This is a genomic window from Streptomyces sp. NPDC005402 (genome assembly GCF_040606575.1).
GTDB lineage: Bacteria > Actinomycetota > Actinomycetes > Streptomycetales > Streptomycetaceae > Streptomyces.
The window spans coordinates 36,489-58,654 of the sequence record NZ_JBEXFB010000031.1 but is presented as its reverse complement, the minus strand read 5'-3'; the positions used below and the strand labels follow the sequence as shown (position 1 = coordinate 58,654).

The window sequence follows — 22,166 nt, the reverse complement described above, 5'->3', positions numbered from 1 at the left end:
AAAGGCAAGAAAAGGGGCGGACCGGTGGCGCACATCGACATCGAGGAAGCACGCAAGCAGTTCGAGCGGATCGATGCGGACGGTGACGGCACCATCACCGCCGCCGAGTTCAAGTCCGCCCTGGCCCAGGGCGGCGACTGGAACGTGACCGAGTCGGTCGCCGCGGCGATCATCAAGAGCCGCGACCTGAACGGCGACAAGCTCCTGTCGTTCGACGAGTTCTGGGCCTACCTGAACAAGTAGAGCCGACGGTGAGGGGGGCGCCCCGACGGGCGCCCCCTTCGTCATGCCCGGTCTCGGCCCCGGATCCGTACCGTCCAGCGGCCGTCGTGGCGCTCCAGGGCCAGCGGCAGGTCGAAGCACTTGCCGACCTGGTCACCGGTCAGGACGTTGGACGCCGGGCCCTGCGCGAGGACCCGGCCCTCGCGCAGCAGCATGGCGTGGGTGGTGCCGGGTGGGAGCTCTTCCAGATGGTGGGTGACCAGGACCGTCGCCGGCGTCGGATGCTCCCGGCGCAGGGCGTCCAGGGCCTCGATCAGCCGCTCGCGGCCCGGGAGGTCGAGGCCGGTCGCCGGTTCGTCGAGCAGTAGGAGCCGCGGCTCGGGCATCAGCGCCCGGGCGATGAGCGTACGGCCGCGCTGCCCCTGCGAGAGCGTAGGCCAGCGAGCGTCGCCGAGGTCGGCGAGACCGAGGGTGCCGATGAGCCGGTCGGCCCTCGCCCGCTGGGCCTGCGTCGGCCGCCAACGGGGGACGGGGGCAACGGAGTTGGTCAACCCGGTCAGGACGACGTCCCGGACCCGCAGGGGCGCGGTGAGCGGATGTCGCGGGTCGACGTGACCGACGTGGGTGCGCAGTTCCCGCAGATCGACCCGGCCGAGCCGGCGGCCCAGCACCTCGACCGTGCCGCGGGTGGGGTGGACCAGGGCGCCGCACAGGCTGAGCAGGGTGGATTTGCCCGCGCCGTTGGCGCCCAGAAGCGCCCAGTGCTCGCCCGCCCGGACGGTCAGGGAGACCTCCTGAAGGATCGGCCTCCCGTCCCGGACGAGGTGGACGTCCTCGGCGCGCAGGACCTCCGTCACCGCATCGCCCGGTTCATCGCGGACAGCACGGCCCGCACGGCGGCGGCCGGGCCCACGCCGGCGCCCCAGGCCGCCGTACGGCCGTCCACGCGGCACTCGGCGTAGGCCGCCGTGCCGTCCTCGGCGAAGTCGACGACCTCGACGGCGTACCCGGCACCGGCGAGCGCGTCCACGAAGGCCGAGAGCGCGCTGCCGCCCGTGCCCTCGTGGTCGCCGAAGCGGTCGTCGCGCTCCAGCGTGCCGACGAAGCGGTGGACGCCGGGCGCCTCCTCGTAGGCCGTCCCGTCGTGCAGCCGGACCTCGCCCTCCGTGAGATAGCGGGCCCGGAACAGCTCGTACAGCTCCTTCGGTGTCATCTCCCGGCCGCTGGCGTCGGTGGCCTCCTGGACGGCGCGGGAGAAGTCGGGGCGCATGCGGGGCGGCAGGTCGATGCCGTGGTGCGTGCGCAGCAGGAACGCCGTCCCGCCCTTGCCCGACTGGGAGTTGACGCGGATGACCGCCTCATAGGTGCGCCCGATGTCGGCCGGGTCGATCGGCAGGTACGGGACCTGCCAGGGTTCGTCCGGGTGCGCCTCCCGGTGGGCGAGGCCCTTGCTGATCGCGTCCTGGTGGGTGCCGGAGAAGGCGGTGTGGACGAGGTCGCCGGCGTAGGGGTGGCGCGGGTGCACCGGCAGCCGGTTGCACTGCTCGACCGTGTCCCGGACCGCGTCGATGTCCCCGAAGTCGACCATGGGGTCCACCCCTTGGGCGTACAGGTTCATCGCCAGGGTCACCAGGTCGACGTTGCCGGTGCGCTCGCCGTTGCCGAACAGACAGCCCTCCACGCGCTGGGCACCGGCCAGCACGGCGAGTTCGGCGCAGGCGACGCCGGTGCCGCGGTCGTTGTGCGGGTGGATGGAGAGGATCACCGAGTCGCGGCGGGCCAGGTGGCGGTGGGCGTACTCGATCTGGTCGGCGTAGACGTTCGGGGTGGCGATCTCGACGGTGGCGGGCAGGTTGTGGGTGACCGGGCGGTCCGGGCTCGCGTCCCACAGCTCCGTCAGTCCGTCGCACAGCTCCAGGACGAAGTCGGGCTCGGTGAGGTTGAAGGTCTCGGGGGAGAACTGGAAGCGGACGGCCGTGCCCTGGAGGGTGTCGGCCCGCCGTGCCATGTGCTCGGCCGCCTCCCGCACGGTCCGCCACACCTGCTTCCGGTCCCGGCCCAGGACCACGTCACGCCACACCGGTGAGGTCGCGATGTACAGGTGGACGACGGCACGCGGCAGGCCGGCGATCGCGTCGAAGGTTCGGTCGATCAGGTCGGTGCGGGCCGGGGTGAAGACGACGGGAGTGACGTCCTCGGGGACGGCGCCGCTCGTCACCAGGTGCCGTACGAAGTCGAAGTCGGTGCGGCTCGCGGAGGGATAGCCGACCTCGATCTCCTTGAAGCCGGTGCGCAGCAGCAGGTCGAAGAAGCGGCTCTTGCGCGCGGTGTCCATGGGCTCGGCGAGGGCCTGGTTGCCGTCGCGCAGGTCGACGGGGACCCAGAGGGGGGCGCGCTCGATGCGGGCGGAGGGCCAGGCGCGGTCGGCGGCGGGGACGTGGACGCGGTCCTGGAAGGGGCGATAGCGGTGGAACGGCATGGGGCTCGGACGCTGGGGGTTCCAGACGGAGGTCACGGTGTGTGCGGTCCTTCGGCTCGGTCTGCGGACGGAGACCGGCAGCACGGCGTCCCGCGGCGGGGTGCCGGTCGCGTCAGGCCCCGCCGCGGCAGCCGAGAAGAAAGAGACCGCGGAAGATCACGGACGATAGGCTAGTCACTCCTCAGCTCCTCAGACAAGTGAGAATCGGCTGAGTGTCCTTTGTCCTCGCACGAGTTGGTGAACCGCAGATGCCTCTGGGCCCCGTCCGCCCCAGCCCGCTGGTCGAACAGGCAGCCGAGCGGCTGCGTGAGCAGATCACCGCCGGGCATTGGCCCGTCGGCACGAAACTGCCTGGTGAGACCACGCTCGCGAAGGAACTCGGCGTCGGCCGCTCCACGGTCCGTGAGGCGCTGCGGGCGCTGGCCGGGGCGGGGCTGGTGCAGCCGCGACAGGGCGCGGGGGTCTTCGTCACCGCGACGGAGACGGTGGAGGACTGGCCCACGCGTCTGCGCCGGGCCGCGGTCACGGACGTCTACGAAGTCCGCATGGCGGTGGAGGTCCATGCGACCCGCCTCGCCGCGCGCCGCCGTACCCCCGAGGACGTGGCGGCGATGGAACGCGCCCTGGAGGGCCGCCGGGCCGCCTCCACATCCTCCGACGCGACCTTCGTCGACGCGGACATCACCTTCCACGCGGCGGTGGTCGCGGCCGCGCACAACCCCGTACTCGCCGACCTGTTCAGGGAGTTCACCCCGGTCCTGCGCGAGGGCCTGGTCGAGCTGCTGGCCCTGACCGGCCTGCGCGACGACGACCCCGACATCGCGGACGAGGCCCACGCGGCACTGGTCCGCGCGGTGGCGGACGGGGACGCGGAGCGGGCCGCGGAGATTCTGCGGGCGGAACTGGAGGATCCGTTCCGCGGCTGAGCGCCGGGGCGCTTCACCGACCCCGCGGTCACACGATGTCGAGCGGCCGGTGCGGTCCGACCGGCGGCTCGACCACGACCGTGTCCCCGGGGCGCACCACACCTCCCGCCACGACGACACTCATGATCCCGGACCTGAACCGGGCGCCCCCGTCCGGACTCCGCCCGACGACCTCCTTGAGCAGGCCCTTTTGGAAGCCGTCGATCTGCGCACACGGATTCCGCAGTCCGGTCACCTCGACGACGGCCTCGTCGCCCAGGTGCAGCAGGGTTCCCACCGACAGCCCGAGCAGGTCGACCCCGCGCGTCGTCACGTTCTCCCCGAGCTCCCCGGCGCGCACCTCGAACCCGGCCGCACGAAGCTCCTCGAACAGCTCGGCGTGCATCAGGTGCACCTGCCGGAGATTCGGCTGCGAGGGGTCCTTCTTCATCCGGAAACGGTGCTTGACCGTTGACCCGCCATGGACATCCCCCTCCACCCCGAACCCGGCGACCAAGGTGATGCTCTCCCGGTTCGGCTTCGTGAAGGAGTACGTCCCGTTGCTGCTGACCGCAGTGATCTTCCCGCCCATGGGGCAAGCCTAATGAGCAGGGTCGGGGGTCACGCGTCGGCGGCCCATTCGCGCAGGGCCGCCTTGCTCGCGAAGTCGGCGACGTTCTTGTCCACGGGGTCGTCGGTGTACTGGTGGAAGCGCCACTTCGCCTTGATGCGGGGCTTGCCTGCCGTGACGTAGTCGGCGATCCAGAGTCCGTCGCCGGCGTACGACGTGGTGTCGACGTTCAACCAGTAGTGCCTGTTCGTGTAGAGAACGACCCGGTTGTTCGGGCGGAGTTGCCGCACCTTGCGGATGAAGGCGTCCTTCTCGGCATTGCTCGCGTGGGTGCCGTCGCCCGTGGTCTCCCAGTCGACCGCGAGGATGTCGCCCCCCTTCTCGGGGGCGTGTTTGACGAAGTACTCGGCCTGGGCGGTGAGGTTGCCGGGCCAGAGGAAATGGTAGAAGCCGACGACCAGCCCGGCGTCCCGGGCGTGCTTGGTCTGCGCCGAGAGCTTCGGGTTGGTGTAGGAGCGGCCCTCCGTCGCCTTGATGAAGACGAAGGACAGACCCTCCGTGCTGTAGCTGGAGGACTGGTAGGCGCTGACATCGATGCCGCGGAGCATGTGGGGGCTCCTTGAAGTGAGAGTGAAATGAGTGTGGGGGGACGGGAGTTGATGATGCCCCACAGACCCGCTGCGGGAACCCCGACCGCGCCCGTGTATCGCCGCGGGCGACCCGGCGGTCTGCGCCGACCTCCACCTCCGCGTGAGTGGCGACCGGGAAAGCGGTGGACACGCCGTACAGGTCAGCCATGCCCGAAGTGCAGAGAATTGTCGGCACGCCGAACGGGGGCGACCGGGACCTGCTGGCTCAGCGCTCTTGAGCAAGGGCGGGGTCGCGACCACGACGCTGACCGACACACTCGGCCGCACCACCGAGACCCGGCAGTACGACAACGGCACCCCGACCGGCTCCTACACCTCCATCAAGTACCACTACGACGCGAAGAGCCGGCTCAAGGAGGTCGTCGACGACGACGGCACCACCTGGTCCTACGGCTACGACCTGATGGGCCGCAAGATCACGTCGACGGACCCCGACACGGGGACGACGAAGACGACGTACACGGACCTGGACCAGGTCGCCACGACCACCACGGCGCTCGGCACGGCCGACGAGAAGACACTCAGCTACACGTACGACATTCTCGGCCGCAAGACCGACATGTACGACGGCACGACGAAGGGCGCGGCGCACGAACTGGCCAAACGGACCTACGACTCGGTGGCCAAGGGCCAGCCGACGTCGGCGATCCGGTACGTCGGCGGCTCGTCCGGCAGCGCGTACATCAGCCAGACGGCCAAGCCCAAGAGCGTGCCCACGCCTTCGAAGCGCGGAACCGCGACGCTCCGGTGGGATCCTGACATGGGCTCCACGGGCCACGCCACCATCCGCGTGAACGCGCCCGGCCAGCCGCCGCTGGAGACGGAACAGGTGATCAACGGCGTCCCCGACATCAACGGTTCCTTCAGCGGTCAGCCCACCACCGCGGACATCGCCGAGGAACTCGGCCCCAACACCATCGAGCGCACCTTCGACCTCCCGGACGCCGCCGCCGCGCGGCAGGCGCAGGAGGACTCCATCGACGCGGAACTGGGTCCGTACGATGGAATCACCAACAGCTGCGTGACCTACTGTGTCGACATTCTGCGGGCCGGTGGTGTCGATATTCCGGCGGGTGGCAGAGGAATGGTCAGGTTGCAGCGAATGCTGGACGAATAGTCGGAGCATCCCGAAATTGACGTCGAAAATGAATGCTGGAGTGAATTCTGGTGCCCGAAGAAGACGAAAACCCGAATCGGATCCTCGCGGACATCATCGTCAGTAAGAAGGTCGGCGGTCTGCACCTTCGTCGGGTGGGCGAGATTCTGATCGCACGCGAGGAGATGAATCACTGGTTGTATGCGACCGGGCATCGAGAGCTCTCCGCGGACGAGCTCAGCGAGATCGTCGAACAGGTTTCGGAGCTTGAGGAGGCCTACATCCGGGCGTGGCGTGAAGGCGAGAACGCGGAGCGGCAGTGGTGGCTCTCCACGGGTTTGCCCAGGCTGGACACCGCGCTGCGAGAGGCGGCCGAATACTTCTCTGAGATCGGACGAAGGCAGAAGAACTGATGGGGCAGAAAACAACCGCGGCACGGCGTTCCGCGGGTACGCAGACCGTGCTGGACGTGCTTTTGCGCTGGACATGGATCAGACGCCGCACGCCCGCGCAGGACATCGAGGACTACGAGAACGGCCAGACGCTGCGGGTCGTGGGTTTCACGAAGAACATCGGCGGCGTGGACACGCGCTCCGTCGGCAAGGGCAAGAGCATCGCCCGACTGCGGCAGGGGTACCTACGGCTCGCCCCCGCGGAGGCTCCGGTCTGGAGCGACCGGCGCGGCGACCGCACCGCGACCCTGCACCCGCCGTTCCAGCTGAGGCTCACGGCCGAAAAGGTGCCGTTGGCGCACAAGTTCGACCGCTACGAACTCGTGGCCGCCGACGGGACGTACGACCTGGTGGTGCCGAAGATGGACGGGAAGCTGATACGGCACGTGTTGCTCTCGGCAGAGGGCGGCTGACACCGAGGGGCCATGTGCCGACGGTCCTGGTGGTGCCCCTCAGCACTCGATGATGTTCACCGCCAGCCCGCCCCGCGCCGTCTCCTTGTACTTCACGCTCATGTCCGCCCCGGTGTCCTTCATCGTCTTGATGACCTTGTCGAGGGACACCATGTGCGAGCCGTCCCCCCGCAGTGCCATCTTCGCCGCCGTGACCGCCTTCACCGCGGCCATGCCGTTGCGCTCGATGCAGGGGATCTGGACCAGGCCGCCGACCGGGTCGCAGGTGAGGCCCAGGTTGTGCTCCATGCCGATCTCGGCGGCGTTCTCGACCTGTTCGGGGGAGCCGCCGAGGACCTCGGCGAGGGCGCCCGCGGCCATCGAGCAGGCCGAGCCGACCTCGCCCTGGCAGCCGACCTCGGCACCCGAGATGGACGCGTTCTCCTTGAAGAGCATGCCGATGGCGCCCGCGGCGAGCAGGAAGCGGACCACGCCGTCCTCGTCCGCGCCGGGAACGAAGTTCATGTAGTAGTGCAGGACCGCGGGGATGATGCCGGCCGCGCCGTTCGTCGGGGCCGTCACCACGCGGCCGCCGGCCGCGTTCTCCTCGTTGACCGCCATCGCGTACAGCGTGATCCACTCCATGGAATGGGCCAACGCGTCGCCCTCCGCCCGCAGTTGACGGGCCGTCATGGCGGCGCGTCGGCGCACCCGCAGACCGCCGGGCAGGATGCCCTCCTGGGACATGCCCCGGGACACACAGGACCGCATCACGCGCCAGATCTCCAGCAGCCCGGCCCGGATCTCTTCCTCCGTGCGCCAGGCGCGCTCGTTCTCCAGCATCAGGGAGGAGATCGACAGACCGGTCTCCTTGGTCAGGCGCAGCAGCTCGTCACCCGTGCGGAAGGGGTACTTCAGCACCGTGTCGTCGAGCTTGATGCGGTCCTCGCCGACCGCGTCCTCGTCCACGACGAAGCCGCCGCCGACCGAGTAGTAGGTCTTGGACAGCAGTTCCGCGCCCGAGGCGTCGTACGCCCACACCGTCATGCCGTTCGCGTGGTACGGGAGGGCTTTACGGCGGTGCAGGACCAGGTCGTCGTCGAAGGAGAACGGGATCTCGCGCTCACCGAGCAGCTTCAGGACCCCCGTGGCCTTGATGCCCGCCACCCGGTCGTCCGCGCTCTCCACGTCCACCGTGCGCGGGGACGCCCCCTCCAGGCCGAGCAGCACCGCCTTCGGGGTGCCGTGGCCGTGGCCGGTCGCGCCCAGGGAGCCGTAGAGCTCGCAGCGGACCGAGGCGACGGCCGGCAGCAGGCTTTCCTTGCGCAGGCGGCGGGCGAACATGCGGGCCGCGCGCATCGGGCCGACCGTGTGGGAGCTCGACGGGCCGATGCCGATCGAGAACAGGTCGAAGACCGAGATGGCCACGGGAACTCCTTCACAAAGGGTGGGGGCACACGTCGTCGGGTGCCCCCACCGCGGAACTACTTGTTCAGGCCGGCGTACAGCGGGTGCTTGTCGGCGAGGGCCTTGACCCTGGCCTTCAGCGCCTCCACGTCGTACGACGGCTTCAGTGCCGAAGCGATCACGTCCGCCACCTCGGCGAAGTCCTCGGCCGTGAAGCCGCGGGTGGCCAGGGCGGGCGTGCCGATCCTGAGGCCCGACGTCACCATCGGCGGGCGCGGGTCGTTCGGGACGGCGTTGCGGTTGACCGTGATGCCGACCTCGTGGAGACGGTCCTCGGCCTGCTTCCCGTCCAGCTCGGACTCGCGCAGGTCGACGAGGATGAGGTGCACGTCGGTGCCGCCGGAGAGCACGTTGACCCCGGCCTCCCGGGCGTCGTCGGCCGTCAGACGCTCGGCGAGGATGCGCGCACCGTCCACCGTACGCCGCTGGCGCTCCTTGAACTCCTCCGAGGCCGCGACCTTGAAGGACACGGCCTTCGCCGCGATCACGTGCTCCAGGGGACCGCCCTGGAAGCCCGGGAAGACGGAGGAGTTCAGCTTCTTCGCGAACTCCTGCTTGGCGAGGATGATCCCGCCGCGCGGTCCGCCCAGCGTCTTGTGGGTGGTGGAGGTGACCACGTCCGCGTGCTCGACGGGGTTCGGGTGCAGCCCCGCGGCCACCAGGCCGGCGAAGTGCGCCATGTCGACCCACAGATACGCCTCGACCTCGTCGGCGATCCGGCGGAACTCCGCGAAGTCCAGCTGCCGCGGGTAGGCGGACCAGCCGGCGATGATCACCTTGGGCCGGTGCTCCTTGGCGAGCTTCTCCAGCTCGGCCATGTCGACCAGACCGGTCGCCGGGTCCACGTGGTACGCGACCACGTTGAACTGCTTGCCGGAGAAGTTCAGCCGCATCCCGTGGGTCAGGTGACCGCCGTGGGCGAGGTCGAGCCCGAGGATGGTGTCGCCGGGCTGGGCCAGCGCGAACAGGGCGGCCTGGTTCGCGGAGGCACCGGAGTGGGGCTGCACGTTGGCGTACTCGGCGCCGAACAGCTCCTTGACCCGGTCGATGGCGATCTGCTCGGCCACGTCGACGTGCTCGCAGCCGCCGTAGTAGCGGCGGCCCGGGTAGCCCTCGGCGTACTTGTTGGTGAGGACCGAGCCCTGGGCCTCCATGACCGCGAGCGGAGCGAAGTTCTCCGACGCGATCATCTCGAGGGTGGACTGCTGACGGTCCAGCTCGGAGTCGACCGCGGCGGCGATCTCCGGGTCGAGTTCGTGCAGGGGGGTGTTCAGTGCGGACATCGGGTGCGGACTCCTCAGCCGGCGGAAAAGGCGGTGTACTCGTCGGCGGAGAGCAGGTCGGCCGGCTCCTCCGTGACGCGTACCTTGAACAGCCAGCCGCCCTCGAACGGGGCGGAGTTGACCAGCGCCGGGTCGCTCACGACGTCCTCGTTGACCTCGGTGACCTCACCGGAGACGGGGGAGTACAGGTCGCTGACCGACTTGGTCGACTCCAGCTCGCCGCAGGTCTCGCCCGCGGTCACCGTGTCACCGACCTCCGGGAGCTGGACGAAGACGACATCGCCGAGCGCGTTGGCCGCGTGCTCCGTGATGCCGACCGTCGAGACGCCGTCCTCGGCGCCCGACAGCCACTCGTGCTCCTTGCTGTAACGCAGCTGCTGGGGGTTGCTCATGGCCTGAATTCTCCTGTACGCGAGGGAGTGCTGGGTGAAGGGGGACTGCGAAAGGCGTGCGTGAGCAGCGGCTCTGTGCTCAGCATCACTTACGGCGGCTACTTCTGGCGCTTGTAGAACGGCAGCGCCACGACCTCGTACGGCTCGTGGCTGCCCCGGATGTCCACGGCGACACCCGTCGTGCCCGGCGCGGCGTACATGGCGTCGACGTACGCCATCGCGATCGGCTTGCCCAGCGTGGGCGAGGGGGCGCCGGAGGTGACCTCGCCGACCACCTTGCCCTCGGCGACGACGGCGTACCCGGCGCGGGGGACCCGGCGGCCCTCGGCGATCAGGCCGACCAGGACGGGCGGCTCGTGGTTCGCGTGCTCCGCGGCCTCACGCAGGGCCGCGCGGCCCACGAAGTCACCCTCCTTGTCGAACTTCACGACCCGCCCGAGCCCGGCGTCGAAGGGGGTCAGCTCGCGGGACAGCTCATGCCCGTAGAGCGGCATGCCCGCCTCCAGCCGCAGCGTGTCCCGGCAGGACAGCCCGCAGGGGACGAGTCCGACGCCCTCGCCCGCCTTGCTCAGCGCCTGCCACAGCTCGACCGCGTGCTCCGGCTTCACGAACAGCTCGAAGCCGTCCTCCCCGGTGTACCCGGTGCGCGCGATCAGCGCGGGGACCCCGGCGACCGTGCCCGGCAGGTCGGCGTAGTACTTGAGGCCGTCGAGGTCGGCGTCGGTCAGGGACGCGAGGATCCCGGGGGACTCCGGACCCTGTACGGCGATCAGCGCGTACGCGTCCCGGTCGTCCCGCACCTCGGCGTCGAAGCCGGCCGCGCGCTCGGTCAGCGCGTCGAGGACGACCTGGGCGTTGGAGGCGTTGGCGACGACCATGTACTCGGTCTCGCCCAGCCGGTAGACGATCAGGTCGTCCAGGATGCCGCCGTCGGCCCGGCAGATCATGGTGTAGCGGGCCCGGCCGACGCCCACGGAGGCGATGTTGCCGACGAGGGCGTAGTTCAGCAGCTGGGCGGCCTGCGGTCCGGTCACGGTGATCTCGCCCATGTGGGAGAGATCGAACAGTCCGGCCTTCGTGCGCACCGCGTTGTGCTCGTCGCGCTCGGAGCCGTAGCGCAGGGGCATGTCCCAGCCGGCGAAGTCGGTCATCGTGGCGCCGAGGGAGCGGTGCAGGGCGTCGAGCGCGGTGTGCCGGGGTGCAGAACTGGTCATCGGACGGTCGTCTCCAGAATCCAAGGCATGACAGGCGAGGGCGTTCCTCCCCATCTGTCATCGGAACCTGAGAGGTTCGCCCTGATCACGAAGTGACCTCGGGCTTGCACCGTGGGTGGGGCCACCGACGTCGGTGGCCCGCTTTTCAGATGTGCCTCGCCCGCGCGGTAACGGGGCCTGAGAGATTCAAGGGAGGGACTTGCTCCTTCGGCGCCCGGGTACACGTACCCGGGACTCTCCCGCGCGGATTCAAGCGGCCGGTATGCAGTTGGCGCGGCCATCATTGCATGCCCCGGACGCCGAGGGCAGGGCCGCATCCGGCTCCTCCCTTTGTAACTGCCTTGTGGCGGTACGCATACAGAAACGCGAGAGATCATCCATTACCTTCTCTTTACGCTCGGTGGGGAGGGGAACCCCGATCCCGGAGGAGGACGATGACGGTGAACAGGACCACGGCGTACGCGACGACCTCGGCCATCGCGCTGCCCGAGCAGCCCGCGGTCCCGGCCGTCGAGGCCCGCCCGGTCGTCCGTGACCTGCGCGACCGCGCGGGCCGCAGTCCACACGCCCTGCTCTTCGGCCCGGGGGACCTCGTCGTCATCACCGGCCTGCCCGGCAGCGGCAAGTCCACGCTGATGAAGCGTGCGGTCCAGGGCGTCCGGATCGACTCCCAGGACACCCGTGACCGCTGGGACGGCCGGCTGTCCCGCTTACTGCCCTACGCCGTCTACCGCCCCCTGGTCCGGCTCGCGCACTACGCCGGGCTGCGCCGCGCCCTGCGCTCCGGCGAGGGAGTCGTCGTGCACGACTGCGGGACGCAGGCCTGGGTGCGGGGCTGGCTGGCCCGCGCGGCCCGGCGCCGGGGCGGCACCCTGCATCTGCTGCTGCTCGACGTCACGGCGGACACCGCGCTGGAGGGCCAGCGCGAGCGCGGCCGGGGCGTCTCGCGGTACGCCTTCCTGCGGCACCGGGGGGCCGCCGCCCGGCTCATCCGCTCCGTGGAGCGCGGTGACCTGCCCCAGGGCTGCGGTTCGGCGGTGCTGATCGACCGGGACGCGGCGGCCGTGCTGCGGCGGATCGGGTTCACGGGCTGAGGCGGGCGGGTTTCCCGGGCTGAGCCACCTTTGCGTCGCACCCGCTAGCCTTCAGCCACATCAGTAGCGGTTCACAGCAGGCGGTCAGACAGATGGACTTCCCGGCGGATCTTCCCGCGGACTTTCCAGGGCAGGCGCACCCACACCCCCATCCGCACGGCGGATGGCCCGGCAACGAGCTGGAGGAGGTGCTCTCGGCCTCCCTCGGCATGCCCTCGGCGGGCGGCCGGATCATCGAGGTGCTCGGCCGCAGCTTCGTCTGGATCCCCCTGCCGAACGGCGGCGGTCCGCACAGCGGCCCCCTCGACCTGCCGACCCTGGAGATCGGGGGCCAGGCGTTCGTCCCGGTCTTCAGCTCCGAGGAGCAGTTCCGCCAGGTCGTCGGCAGCCATCTCTCGTACACCATCGCCCCGGCGGTCGAGTTCGCCCGGGGTCTGCCCCCGCACGTGGGCATCGCGGTGAACCCCGACGGCGTGGTCGGCGTCCCCCTCCCGCCCGCCGCCGTCGCCGACCTGTGCCGGGTGGGCCGCACTCCGCTGGACGGGCCGAACACCGGTGGCCGGGTCAAGCTCTACGAGCCGGACTGGCAGGACGACCCGGTCGACTTCCTGGCGGCCGCGTCCGCCGAGTTCGCGGCCACCGGAGTGGTCCTCACGGCCCGCCGCTGCCTGGCCGCCATCGAAACGGCCGAGCCGGTCATGTTCGTGGGCGTGGAACTCTCCCAGTGGGAGGGCGACCTGCGCACCCTGCCGATGGACGCCCTCGGCCGGGCCCTCGGGCACACCCCGGTGCGGTGGCCGGTCAACCTGGTCCTGCTGGACGTGGCGGACGACCCGGTGGGCCACTGGATGCGCGAGCAGGTCCGGCCCTTCTACCTGCACGGTCACTAGACCTGCTGTCAGGGGCGCCACACGCGCCCCGCACCGCCGACGGTCAACAAGCCCCGACCCGGTAGGCGCTTAAGCTGTTCCCATACCTGGGGCAACCTTCAAGAAGGGGCGGCACAACGTGAGCGGCGCCAGCGGAACCGGCACCACGACCGGCCAGGTCGAGCACATGCTGCGCCAGGTGACGCCCGGGCGCTACGACGCCTACGAGGCCTTGCTCAAGGCACTCGCCAGCCCCGGCTCCGGCCAGATCTGGATGCTCCTGTGGCACGGCCAGTCCGGCTCCCCGGACGCCCAGTACGGAAACATGGAGGTCGGCGGCTACGGCTACGCCCCCTGTGTGACCTCGGCCCAGGAGCTGAGCGCCAGTGGCTGGAACCGTTCGTACGAAGTGGTCGACGGCATCGACGTGGCCCGCACGCTCTATCCCGACCACTACGGTCTCTGGCTCAACCCGCACGCCCCCGGCGGCGGCGTCGGCATCCCCTGGCTCGACCTGCGCCGCATCGCCACCGGCCTGGAGCGCCAGCCCGCGGGGCCGCTCCGGCTCTCCGAACCCGGCATCGAGATCCCCCAGTTCTACGCCCTGCTGGTGCAGAACGCCCACCGCACCCCGGCGGTCCGTTCGCTGCGCCGCGCCTGGGTGCAGCCGGCGCTCGGGGCGCCGTATCTGGCCATCGGCCTGGACGTGTACGACACCAGCCCCTCGGCCGTGGACTCGGTGCGCGCGATGATGCAGCAGTCGATCGGCGCCGTCCCGGACGGGCTGCCGGTGTCGACCGTGGCGATGTCCGACGAGTACGACCCGGTGGCGCTGTGGATGCGCGCCGGCGCCCGTCCGTTCTACGACCGCGAGGCCCACGGATCGCCCGCCCAGTCGCCGGCAGCCGGGTACGGCTACCCACCGGCCCGCGGCGGCTACTGAGAGCAATGACAAGCGTTCGGCTCGTTTACATAACGGCCACATTTCTTCGCGCGTAGATAGCGGCGGATCGTCGCGAAGATCTCTTATTGTGCTGTTTTGTCCCAACTGGCATGCGTCCGGGGTGTGTTACCCGCTGTTCGGATAACGGAATCCCTCGTACTGCATCACGGTTACGCATACTTTCCTCGCCAGGCCTGGCGGGTGATCGCAGCGAAGCTGAAGACTCCCCAGGCAGACGCAGGATCAGACGTTCCTGCGAGCTGAGCAAGTCGACAAAGCCGTAATCCACGGCAGGTGTAGGCCGGTCACCACCGGCGAGAGGGGTCGGGTCACTGTGACCGCACCGATCGAGACCACCGGGGCGCAGGCCGAGGCGCAGCCGGAGGCTGTCCTCGTCGGCGTCGACAAGGGGCAGATCGAGGGCCGTTCCCTGGGGCAGATCGCCTGGTCCCGGTTCAAGAAGGACAAGGTGGCGGTCGCCGGTGGCGTGATCGTCATCCTGCTGATCCTGCTCGCGGTGCTCTCCCGGCCCATCCAGGCCATGTTCGGGCTGGACCCGAACGCCCTGCACCAGGATCTGATCGACCCGAACACCTCGCTGCCCAAGGGCGACTTCGGCGGCATGAGCTGGTCGCACCCGCTCGGTGTGGAGCCGAAGTTCGGCCGCGACATCGCGACCCGCATCCTCGAGGGCTCCTGGGTGTCGCTGGTCGTCGCCTTCGGCGCCACGATCCTGTCCAACACGATCGGCGCCGTGCTCGGCGTGGTCGCCGGCTACTACGGCGGACGGGTCGACACGATCATCAGCCGGCTGATGGACACCTTCCTGGCGTTCCCCCTCCTGCTGTTCGCCATCGCCATCTCGGCCACGCTCCAGGGCGGCGCCTTCGGCCTTGAGGGTCTGCCGCTGCACATCAGCGTGCTGATCTTCGTCATCGGCTTCTTCAACTGGCCCTACCTGGGCCGCATCGTGCGAGGCCAGACCCTGGCCCTGCGCGAGCGGGAGTTCGTCGACGCCTCGCGCGGGATGGGGGCCAGGGGGCCGTACATCCTCTTCCGGGAGCTGCTGCCGAACCTCGTCGGCCCGATCATCGTCTACTCGACGCTGCTCATCCCGACCAACATCCTCTTCGAGGCGTCGCTGAGCTTCCTCGGCGTCGGCATCCAGCCTCCCCAGGCCTCCTGGGGCGGCATGCTCAACCAGGCCGTCGACTTCTACCAGGTCGACCCGCAGTTCATGATCGTGCCTGGTCTGGCCATCTTCGTGACCGTCCTGGCGTTCAACCTGCTCGGCGACGGTCTCCGCGACGCTCTCGACCCGCGCAGCCGCTGACCCGCGACCGCGGTGAGAGTTCACAAGATTTCCGACAATTGAAGGGGAAGCAGACCATCATGCGAAGGTCAGCGCTGGCCGCAGTGGCGGCCATCGGCAGTGCGAGCCTGTTGCTCTCGGCTTGCAGCAAGGCCGATGACAACGGTGGAGACGGGAACAAGTCGGCTGGGGCCAACGCAGCGACCAAGGGTGTCGTCAACGCCTCCACCCAGAAGGGTGGGACGGTCACGTACGAGTACTCCGACGTCCCGGACTCCTTCGACCCCGGCAACACGTACTACGCCTACATGTACAACCTCAGCCGGCTGTACGCCCGCCCGCTGATGACCTTCAAGCCCGGTCCGGGCGAGGAGGGCAACACCCTGGTCCCGGACCTCGCCGAGAAGGCGGGCCAGCCGAGCGACGGCGGCAAGACCTGGACGTACAAGATCCGCTCCGGCCTGAAGTACCAGGACGGCACCGCGATCACCTCGAAGGACGTCAAGTACGCCGTCGAGCGCTCCAACTTCGCGCGTGACGTGCTCTCCCTCGGCCCGAACTACTTCCAGCAGTTCATGGAGGGTGGCAAGGCCTACAAGGGCCCGTACAAGGACAAGAGCGCCGAGGGCCTGAAGTCCATCGAGACGCCGGACGACACCACGATCGTCTTCAAGCTCAACCGTCCCTTCCAGGAGTTCGACTACCTGGTCGCGACGCCGCAGACGGCTCCGGTGCCGAAGGCCAAGGACACCGGCATCGACTACGTCAAGAGCATCGTGTCCTCGGGCTCGTACAAGTTCCAGAGCTACGACGAGGGCAAGCAGGCCGTCCTCGTCAAGAACGAGAACTGGGACCCGAAGACCGACCCGCTGCGCAAGCAGTACCCGGACAAGATCGTCGTCAAGCTCAAGGTCAACGCCGAGACGATCGACCAGGACGTCCAGGCCGGTGACGCGATCGACCTCGGCGGTACCGGTGTCCAGGCCGCGACCCAGGCGAAGGTCGTCAACGACGCCAACCTGAAGTCCAACACGGACAACACCTACGGTGGCCGTCTGGTCTACATGGCGATCAACAACCAGGTCGCGCCGTTCAACAAGGTCGAGTGCCGCAAGGCCGTCGAGTACGCCGTCGACAAGGTCTCCGTGCAGACCGCCGAGGGCGGCCCGATCCGCGGTGACATCGCCACCACCGTCCTGCCGCCCGACATCACCGGCTACGCGAAGGCCGACGTCTACGCGACCACCGGCAACAAGGGTGACGTCGCCAAGGCCAAGGAGCAGCTGAAGGCCTGCGGCAAGACGTCGATCAACACCAACATCTCGGCGCGCAGCGACCGCCCGCAGGAGATCGACGCGGCCACCGCGATCATCGCCTCGCTGAAGAAGGTCGGCATCAACGCCAGCCTGAAGCAGTACCCGTCGGGCAAGTACTTCACCGACTACGCGGGTGTGCCGACGTTCGACAAGAAGCAGAACATCGGCCTGCACATGATGCAGTGGGGTGCCGACTGGAACTCCGGTTACGGCTTCCTCCAGCAGATCCTGCACGGTGACGCGATCGGCGCGTCCGGCAACACCAACCTCTCGTATCTGAACGACAAGCAGATCAACGAGATGCTGGAGAAGGCCATCGCCACCGAGGACGACACCGCGCGCAACGCCCTGTACGGGCAGATCGACAAGCGTGCGATGGACCTCGCGGCGCTGGTCCCGCTGACCTACTTCAAGGTCCTGCTGTACCGTCCGGCGGGCTTCACCAACCTGGTGTCCACGGCGGCCTTCAGCGGTCAGTACGACTACCTCAACATCGGCACGACCAAGAAGTAGCCCCGGAAGGCAGGTGAAGGCATTGGTGCCCGTGGGCCTCGCGGCCCGCGGGCACCAGCGCCGGTCCCCGTGATCTCGTACATCCTCCGTCGGACGTTCGCGGCAGTGATCCTGCTGCTGGTCGTCACCGCGGTCACCTTCGCGATCTTCTTCCTGCTGCCGCGGATGGCCGGCCAGACCGCCGACCAGCTCGCGCAGCAGTACATCGGAAAGAGTCCGACGAAGGCCGACATCGCCGCGGTCAAGCAGAACCTCGGTCTGGACGAGCCCCTGTATGCCCAGTACTGGCACTTCATCAAGGGGATCGTGTCCGGCGCCACCTACAACCTGGGCCCCACGACGGCGCACTGTGACGCGCCGTGCTTCGGCTACTCCTTCAAGAACCACGTGGCGGTCTGGCCGCAGCTCACCTCACGCCTTCCGGTGACCGTCTCGCTGGCCGCCGGTGCGGCCGTGCTGTGGCTGGTCTCCGGTGTGGTGATCGGCGTGATCTCCGCCCTCAAGCCCCGCAGCTTCTTCGACCGCACCTTCATGGGTGTCGCGCTCGCCGGTGTCTCGCTGCCCATGTTCTTCACGGGCAACCTGGCACTGCTGCTCTTCACCTACCAGTGGCCGATCTTCGGGCGGACCTATGTGCCGTTCACCGAGAACCCGGCCCAGTGGGCCAACACGCTCTTCCCGGCCTGGTGCTCGCTCGCCCTGCTGTACTCCGCCATCTACGCGCGGCTGACCCGCTCGGGGATGATGGAGACGATGAACGAGGACTTCATCCGCACGGCCCGCGCCAAGGGCCTGCGGGAGCGCAACGTCGTGACCCGGCACGGGCTGCGGGCCGCGCTGACCCCGATCATCACCGTCTTCGGCATGGACCTCGGTCTGCTGCTCGGCGGCGCCGTGATCACCGAGACGGTGTTCTCGCTGCCCGGCATCGGCCAGTACGCGGTGCAGGGCATCACCGACAACGACCTGCCCCCGATCCTCGGCGTCACCCTGCTCGCCGCCTTCTTCGTCGTGATCGCAAATCTCCTGGTGGACCTGTTGTACGCCGCCGCCGACCCGCGGGTGAGGCTCTCGTGACCGAACTCTCCAAGACCGGTGCCGCCCTGGGCGAGCCGGCTCCGGGGAACGCCCCCGACGCCTTCCTCGCGGTCCGCGACCTCAAGGTGCACTTCCCGACCGACGACGGACTGGTCAAGTCCGTGGACGGGCTCAGCTTCCAGGTGGAGAAGGGCAAGACCCTCTGCATCGTGGGCGAGTCGGGCTCCGGCAAGTCGGTGACCTCGCTGGCCATCATGGGCCTGCACCGGCTCGGCGCGCGCGGCAAGAACGTCCAGATGTCCGGCGAGATCTGGCTGGACGGCAAGGAACTGGTCTCCGCCGACCCGGACGAGGTGCGCCGGCTGCGCGGCCGCGAGATGGCGATGATCTTCCAGGACCCGCTGTCCGCGATGCACCCGTACTACACGATCGGCAGCCAGATCGTGGAGGCGTACCGGGTCCACAACGACGTCAGTAAGAAGGTCGCGCGCAAGCGGGCCGTCGAGATGCTCGACCGGGTCGGTATCCCCGAGCCGGACAAGCGCGTCGACGGCTACCCGCACGAGTTCTCCGGCGGTATGCGCCAGCGCGCGATGATCGCCATGGCGCTGGTCAACAACCCCGAGCTGCTCATCGCGGACGAGCCGACGACCGCCCTCGACGTCACCGTCCAGGCGCAGATCCTCGACCTGATCCGGGATCTGCAGAAGGAGTTCGGCTCCGCGGTCGTCCTCATCACCCACGACCTGGGTGTGGTCGCCGAGATCGCCGACGACGTCCTGGTGATGTACGGCGGCCGGTGCGTGGAGCGCGGCAGCGTCGACGACGTCTTCGAGCGCCCGCAGCACCCGTACACCTGGGGCCTGCTGGGCTCGATGCCGCGCATCGACCGGGAGACCTCCGAGCGGCTCATCCCCGTCAAGGGCCAGCCGCCGAGCCTCATCAACGTCCCCTCGGGCTGCGCCTTCCACCCCCGCTGCCCGTACGCGGACATCCCCAAGGGCGATGTCACCCGTACCGTGCGCCCGGAGCTCCAGCAGGTCGGCGGCGGGCACTTCTCCGCCTGCCACCTCTCGCCGGAGGACCGCACGCGGATCTGGACCGAAGAGATTGCGCCGAAGCTGTGAGTGAGACGAAGAAGACGGATGCGGACGTGACGACCGCCCCCGCCGAGCGCGAGGTGCTGCTCAGGGTCGAGGGCCTCCAGAAGCACTTCCCGATCCGCAAGGGCGTCCTCCAGCGCCAGGTCGGCGCCGTCAAGGCGGTCGACGGCATCGACTTCGAGGTGCGCAAGGGCGAGACCCTCGGCGTGGTCGGTGAGTCGGGCTGCGGCAAGTCGACCATGGGCCGGGTCATCACCCGTCTCCAGGAACCGACCGGCGGCTCGATCCACTTCGAGGGCCAGGACATCACACGGCTGAACGCGGCCGGGATGCGCCCGCTGCGGCGGGACATCCAGATGATCTTCCAGGACCCGTACGGCTCTCTGAACCCCCGGCACACCATCGGCGGCATCGTCTCGGCGCCGTTCCGTCTCCAGGGCGTGGAGCCCGAGGGCGGGGTGAAGCGGGAGGTCCAGCGCCTGCTGGAGCTGGTGGGCCTCAGCCCCGAGCACTACAACCGCTACCCGCACGAGTTCTCGGGAGGCCAGCGCCAGCGCATCGGCATCGCGCGCGCACTGGCCCTGAAGCCGAAGCTGGTGGTCGCGGACGAGCCGGTCTCGGCCCTCGACGTGTCGATCCAGGCCCAGGTCGTGAACCTGATGGACGACCTCCAGGAGGAGCTCGGCCTCACGTACGTGATCATCGCGCACGACCTGTCCGTCGTACGGCACGTCTCGGACCGCATCGCGGTGATGTACCTCGGCAAGATCGTCGAACTCGCCGACCGCACCTCGCTGTACGAGGCGCCGATGCACCCGTACACCAAGGCCCTGATGTCGGCGGTCCCGGTGCCGGACCCCAAGCGCCGGGGCGCCAAGTCCGAGCGCATATTGCTGCGCGGCGACGTCCCGTCCCCGATCTCCCCGCCCTCCGGCTGCCGCTTCCACACGCGGTGCTGGAAGGCGACGGAGATCTGCAGGACGACGGAGCCGCAGCTCGTCGAGCTGCGTCCCGGTCAGCGCGTGGCCTGCCACCACCCCGAGAACTTCGCGGACCAGGCCCCGCAGGACACCGTGCTCCTGTCGGTCGCCAAGGAGGCGGCCGAACTGGTCGCCGAGGAGGTCCTGGCCGAGTCGGCGGAGACGTCGGCGGCGGTGGCGGCTCAGGTGGGGTCCGCGCAGGTGACCGATGCCGAGGCTGCCGCGGAAACGGCGGAGCAGCCGGAGCCGGAGGCCGCGGCGGACGTGGAGGCCACGGCTGCGAAGACGGGCCCGGGCGCCAGGACCGCTCCCACGGCACCGTTGAAGACCGGCGAGGCGACCACGGAACCGGAAGCCGACCGTCAGGAGTCAACCGACAAGTAACGCATGACGAGTTGGCAAAGTCATGCACATGCCCGAACGGGAGAGTGAAGAGTCGTCCGTGTCCGACTGATCGGCACACGCTCGAAAGGGACGGCTCATGAAACTCTCCCGTTCGGCACGCTTAGGAGCCACCGTCACCGCGGTGGCTTCCTTCTTTGTCATCGCGGCCGCCCCGGGCCCGAAACCCGGCGCCCCCGGCATCGGCGACCCCTACTTCCCGAATCTCGGCAACGGCGGCTTCGACGCCCGCCACTACACGCTCGACGTGGCGTACAACCCGGACACCGACCGTCTGGACGGCCGTACGACACTCACCGCCCGGGCCACCCAGAACCTCTCGTCCTTCGACCTGGACCTCCAGAAGTTGCAGGTCACCAGAGTCGAAGTGAACGGCAGACGCGCCCAGTTCACCCGCGACGGCGACGAGATACGCATCACCCCGCGCCAATCCCTGCGCAAGGGCCACGACTTCACGGTCGCCGTCACCTACGGCGGTGTCCCCGAACCCCTCAGCGGCCCCATCGTCTTCGGCTCCGACTACGGCTGGATGAAGACCCCCGACGGCGTCTTCGTCGCCTGTGAACCCAACGCCGCCTCCACCTGGTTCCCGTCCAGCGACCACCCTGCCGACAAGGCCACCTACGACATCCGCATCAGGACGCCGAAGGGCCTGACCGCGGTCTCCAACGGCCGGCTCGTGTCGACGTACGACAAGGGTGGCTCGACGTACACGCACTGGCGTGAGAAGAAGCCGATGGCGACCTACCTCGCGACCGCCACCATCGGGAAGTTCGACGTCCGCACCGGGAAGACCCCCGGCGGCATCCCCATCTACACGGCCATCGACCCCGTGCTGGAGAACAGCAACAACGTCGACGTGTACGGCGTGACGGCCGAGGCCACCGACTACTGGTCGCAGGTCTTCGGGCCGTACCCCTTCGAGGAGACCGGCGCGATCGTCGACGACATGCCGCAGGCGGGGTTCTCGCTGGAGGTGCAGTCGAAGCCCGTGTACTCGGCGGTGCGCAACGAGACGACGATCGTGCACGAGCTGGCCCACCAGTGGTTCGGGGACAGCGTCTCCGTCGCGCACTGGAAGGACATCTGGCTCAACGAGGGCTTCGCCACCTACGCCCAGTGGCTGTGGGCCGAGCACAAGGGCACCCGCAGCGCCCACGACTCGTTCCTCGCCGGCTACGACTCCCGCCCCGCCGACAACCCCTTCTGGCAGATCACCGTCGGTGACCCGCAGCGCGACACGATGTTCGCGTCCGCGGTCTACCAGCGCGGCGCGATGACCCTCCAGATGCTGCGCGAACGGATCGGCGACAAGGCGTTCTTCGAGCTGCTGCCGGCCTGGACGAAACTCCACCGCTACGGCAACGCCGACACCGCCGACTTCATCCGCCTCGCGGAGAAGGTCAGCGGACAGCAGCTGGACGACCTGTTCCGCACCTGGCTGTTCACGACGGGCAAACCCGCCCGGTAGCT

At 69.1% G+C, this 22,166-nt stretch carries 22 protein-coding genes and 1 riboswitch; of the genes, 14 read left to right on the top strand and 8 right to left on the bottom strand.

Annotation, left to right across the window (positions count from 1 at the left end; all coding sequences use genetic code 11):
• Window positions 1–24: 24 nt before the first annotated feature.
• Window positions 25–243: an EF-hand domain-containing protein gene (locus ABZT02_RS39895; RefSeq protein WP_356026896.1), complete on the top strand. Its 219-nt coding sequence runs from the start codon at window positions 25–27 to the stop codon at window positions 241–243.
• A gap of 41 nt (window positions 244–284) precedes the next feature.
• Here ABZT02_RS39895 and ABZT02_RS39890 read toward each other — a convergent pair whose 3' ends face one another.
• A complete protein-coding gene (locus tag ABZT02_RS39890; protein ID WP_356026893.1) occupies window positions 285–1,079 on the bottom strand; it encodes an ATP-binding cassette domain-containing protein in 795 nt (264 codons plus the stop codon).
• Window positions 1,076–2,701 carry a 2-isopropylmalate synthase gene (locus ABZT02_RS39885; protein WP_356026957.1) on the bottom strand — a complete coding sequence of 542 codons (1,626 nt, stop codon included), beginning with the start codon at window positions 2,699–2,701 and terminating at the stop codon, window positions 1,076–1,078. The genes ABZT02_RS39890 and ABZT02_RS39885 overlap by 4 nt, the downstream gene beginning before the upstream one ends.
• 248 nt (window positions 2,702–2,949) lie before the next feature.
• Here ABZT02_RS39885 and ABZT02_RS39880 point away from each other — a divergent pair, with 248 nt between their 5' ends.
• Window positions 2,950–3,627 (top strand): FCD domain-containing protein, encoded by a 678-nt coding sequence (locus tag ABZT02_RS39880; RefSeq protein WP_356026890.1) that lies wholly within the window; start codon window positions 2,950–2,952, stop codon window positions 3,625–3,627.
• A gap of 28 nt (window positions 3,628–3,655) precedes the next feature.
• Here the strand turns inward: ABZT02_RS39880 and ABZT02_RS39875 are convergent, their stop codons facing one another.
• Entirely contained in the window at window positions 3,656–4,198 is a 543-nt protein-coding gene (locus ABZT02_RS39875) for an MOSC domain-containing protein (protein ID WP_356026887.1), read from the bottom strand.
• Window positions 4,199–4,227: 29 nt separating this feature from the next.
• The gene (locus tag ABZT02_RS39870) at window positions 4,228–4,785 is read right to left on the bottom strand and encodes a glycoside hydrolase family 25 protein (RefSeq protein ID WP_356026885.1); all 558 of its coding nucleotides are present in this window, start codon (window positions 4,783–4,785) and stop codon (window positions 4,228–4,230) included.
• 256 nt (window positions 4,786–5,041) lie between these two features.
• On the opposite strand from ABZT02_RS39870, the gene ABZT02_RS39865 reads away from it, so the two are divergent.
• The 3 genes from ABZT02_RS39865 to ABZT02_RS39855 are packed head-to-tail and all read left to right on the top strand — an operon-like array spanning window position 5,042 to window position 6,788.
• Window positions 5,042–5,944, top strand: coding sequence for an RHS repeat domain-containing protein (locus tag ABZT02_RS39865; protein ID WP_356026882.1), 903 nt, complete (start codon window positions 5,042–5,044; stop codon window positions 5,942–5,944).
• Between the two features lie 50 nt (window positions 5,945–5,994).
• Entirely contained in the window at window positions 5,995–6,336 is a 342-nt protein-coding gene (locus ABZT02_RS39860) for a hypothetical protein (protein WP_356026880.1), read from the top strand.
• Window positions 6,336–6,788, top strand: coding sequence for a hypothetical protein (locus tag ABZT02_RS39855; RefSeq protein WP_356026877.1), 453 nt, complete (start codon window positions 6,336–6,338; stop codon window positions 6,786–6,788). Before ABZT02_RS39860 ends, ABZT02_RS39855 begins: the two co-directional genes overlap by 1 nt.
• A gap of 39 nt (window positions 6,789–6,827) precedes the next feature.
• Here the strand turns inward: ABZT02_RS39855 and ABZT02_RS39850 are convergent, their stop codons facing one another.
• From ABZT02_RS39850 to gcvT, 4 genes are all read right to left on the bottom strand, one after another.
• Complete coding sequence (locus ABZT02_RS39850) at window positions 6,828–8,195, bottom strand: L-serine ammonia-lyase (protein ID WP_356026875.1); 1,368 nt, start codon at window positions 8,193–8,195, stop codon at window positions 6,828–6,830.
• A 56-nt stretch (window positions 8,196–8,251) separates the two neighbouring features.
• Window positions 8,252–9,517 (bottom strand): serine hydroxymethyltransferase, encoded by a 1,266-nt coding sequence (gene glyA, locus ABZT02_RS39845; RefSeq protein ID WP_356026872.1) that lies wholly within the window; start codon window positions 9,515–9,517, stop codon window positions 8,252–8,254.
• Window positions 9,518–9,531: 14 nt separating this feature from the next.
• Window positions 9,532–9,909: a glycine cleavage system protein GcvH gene (gcvH, locus tag ABZT02_RS39840; RefSeq protein WP_053846966.1), complete on the bottom strand. Its 378-nt coding sequence runs from the start codon at window positions 9,907–9,909 to the stop codon at window positions 9,532–9,534.
• A 98-nt stretch (window positions 9,910–10,007) separates the two neighbouring features.
• Complete coding sequence (gene gcvT / locus ABZT02_RS39835; RefSeq protein WP_356026869.1) at window positions 10,008–11,123, bottom strand: glycine cleavage system aminomethyltransferase GcvT; 1,116 nt, start codon at window positions 11,121–11,123, stop codon at window positions 10,008–10,010.
• A 155-nt stretch (window positions 11,124–11,278) separates the two neighbouring features.
• Window positions 11,279–11,375, bottom strand: a riboswitch (glycine riboswitch).
• A 182-nt stretch (window positions 11,376–11,557) separates the two neighbouring features.
• On the opposite strand from gcvT, the gene ABZT02_RS39830 reads away from it, so the two are divergent.
• The 9 genes from ABZT02_RS39830 (at window position 11,558) to ABZT02_RS39790 (ending at window position 22,164) form a co-directional block, all read left to right on the top strand.
• Window positions 11,558–12,217, top strand: coding sequence for an AAA family ATPase (locus tag ABZT02_RS39830; protein ID WP_356026866.1), 660 nt, complete (start codon window positions 11,558–11,560; stop codon window positions 12,215–12,217).
• Between the two features lie 92 nt (window positions 12,218–12,309).
• Window positions 12,310–13,107 carry an enhanced serine sensitivity protein SseB gene (locus ABZT02_RS39825; protein WP_356026864.1) on the top strand — a complete coding sequence of 266 codons (798 nt, stop codon included), beginning with the start codon at window positions 12,310–12,312 and terminating at the stop codon, window positions 13,105–13,107.
• 166 nt (window positions 13,108–13,273) lie between these two features.
• Entirely contained in the window at window positions 13,274–14,029 is a 756-nt protein-coding gene (locus ABZT02_RS39820; protein ID WP_355741485.1) for an enhanced serine sensitivity protein SseB C-terminal domain-containing protein, read from the top strand.
• 334 nt (window positions 14,030–14,363) lie between these two features.
• Window positions 14,364–15,362, top strand: coding sequence for an ABC transporter permease (locus ABZT02_RS39815; RefSeq protein ID WP_069765645.1), 999 nt, complete (start codon window positions 14,364–14,366; stop codon window positions 15,360–15,362).
• Between the two features lie 59 nt (window positions 15,363–15,421).
• Complete coding sequence (locus ABZT02_RS39810) at window positions 15,422–17,170, top strand: ABC transporter substrate-binding protein (RefSeq protein WP_356026861.1); 1,749 nt, start codon at window positions 15,422–15,424, stop codon at window positions 17,168–17,170.
• Window positions 17,171–17,239: 69 nt separating this feature from the next.
• Window positions 17,240–18,247 carry an ABC transporter permease gene (locus tag ABZT02_RS39805; RefSeq protein ID WP_356026858.1) on the top strand — a complete coding sequence of 336 codons (1,008 nt, stop codon included), beginning with the start codon at window positions 17,240–17,242 and terminating at the stop codon, window positions 18,245–18,247.
• Entirely contained in the window at window positions 18,244–19,335 is a 1,092-nt protein-coding gene (locus tag ABZT02_RS39800) for an ABC transporter ATP-binding protein (RefSeq protein WP_356026855.1), read from the top strand. Before ABZT02_RS39805 ends, ABZT02_RS39800 begins: the two co-directional genes overlap by 4 nt.
• Window positions 19,332–20,675: a dipeptide ABC transporter ATP-binding protein gene (locus tag ABZT02_RS39795; RefSeq protein WP_356026852.1), complete on the top strand. Its 1,344-nt coding sequence runs from the start codon at window positions 19,332–19,334 to the stop codon at window positions 20,673–20,675. The genes ABZT02_RS39800 and ABZT02_RS39795 overlap by 4 nt, the downstream gene beginning before the upstream one ends.
• A 97-nt stretch (window positions 20,676–20,772) precedes the next feature.
• Window positions 20,773–22,164, top strand: coding sequence for a M1 family metallopeptidase (locus ABZT02_RS39790; RefSeq protein ID WP_356026850.1), 1,392 nt, complete (start codon window positions 20,773–20,775; stop codon window positions 22,162–22,164).
• The last annotated feature ends 2 nt before the right edge of the window (window positions 22,165–22,166 follow it).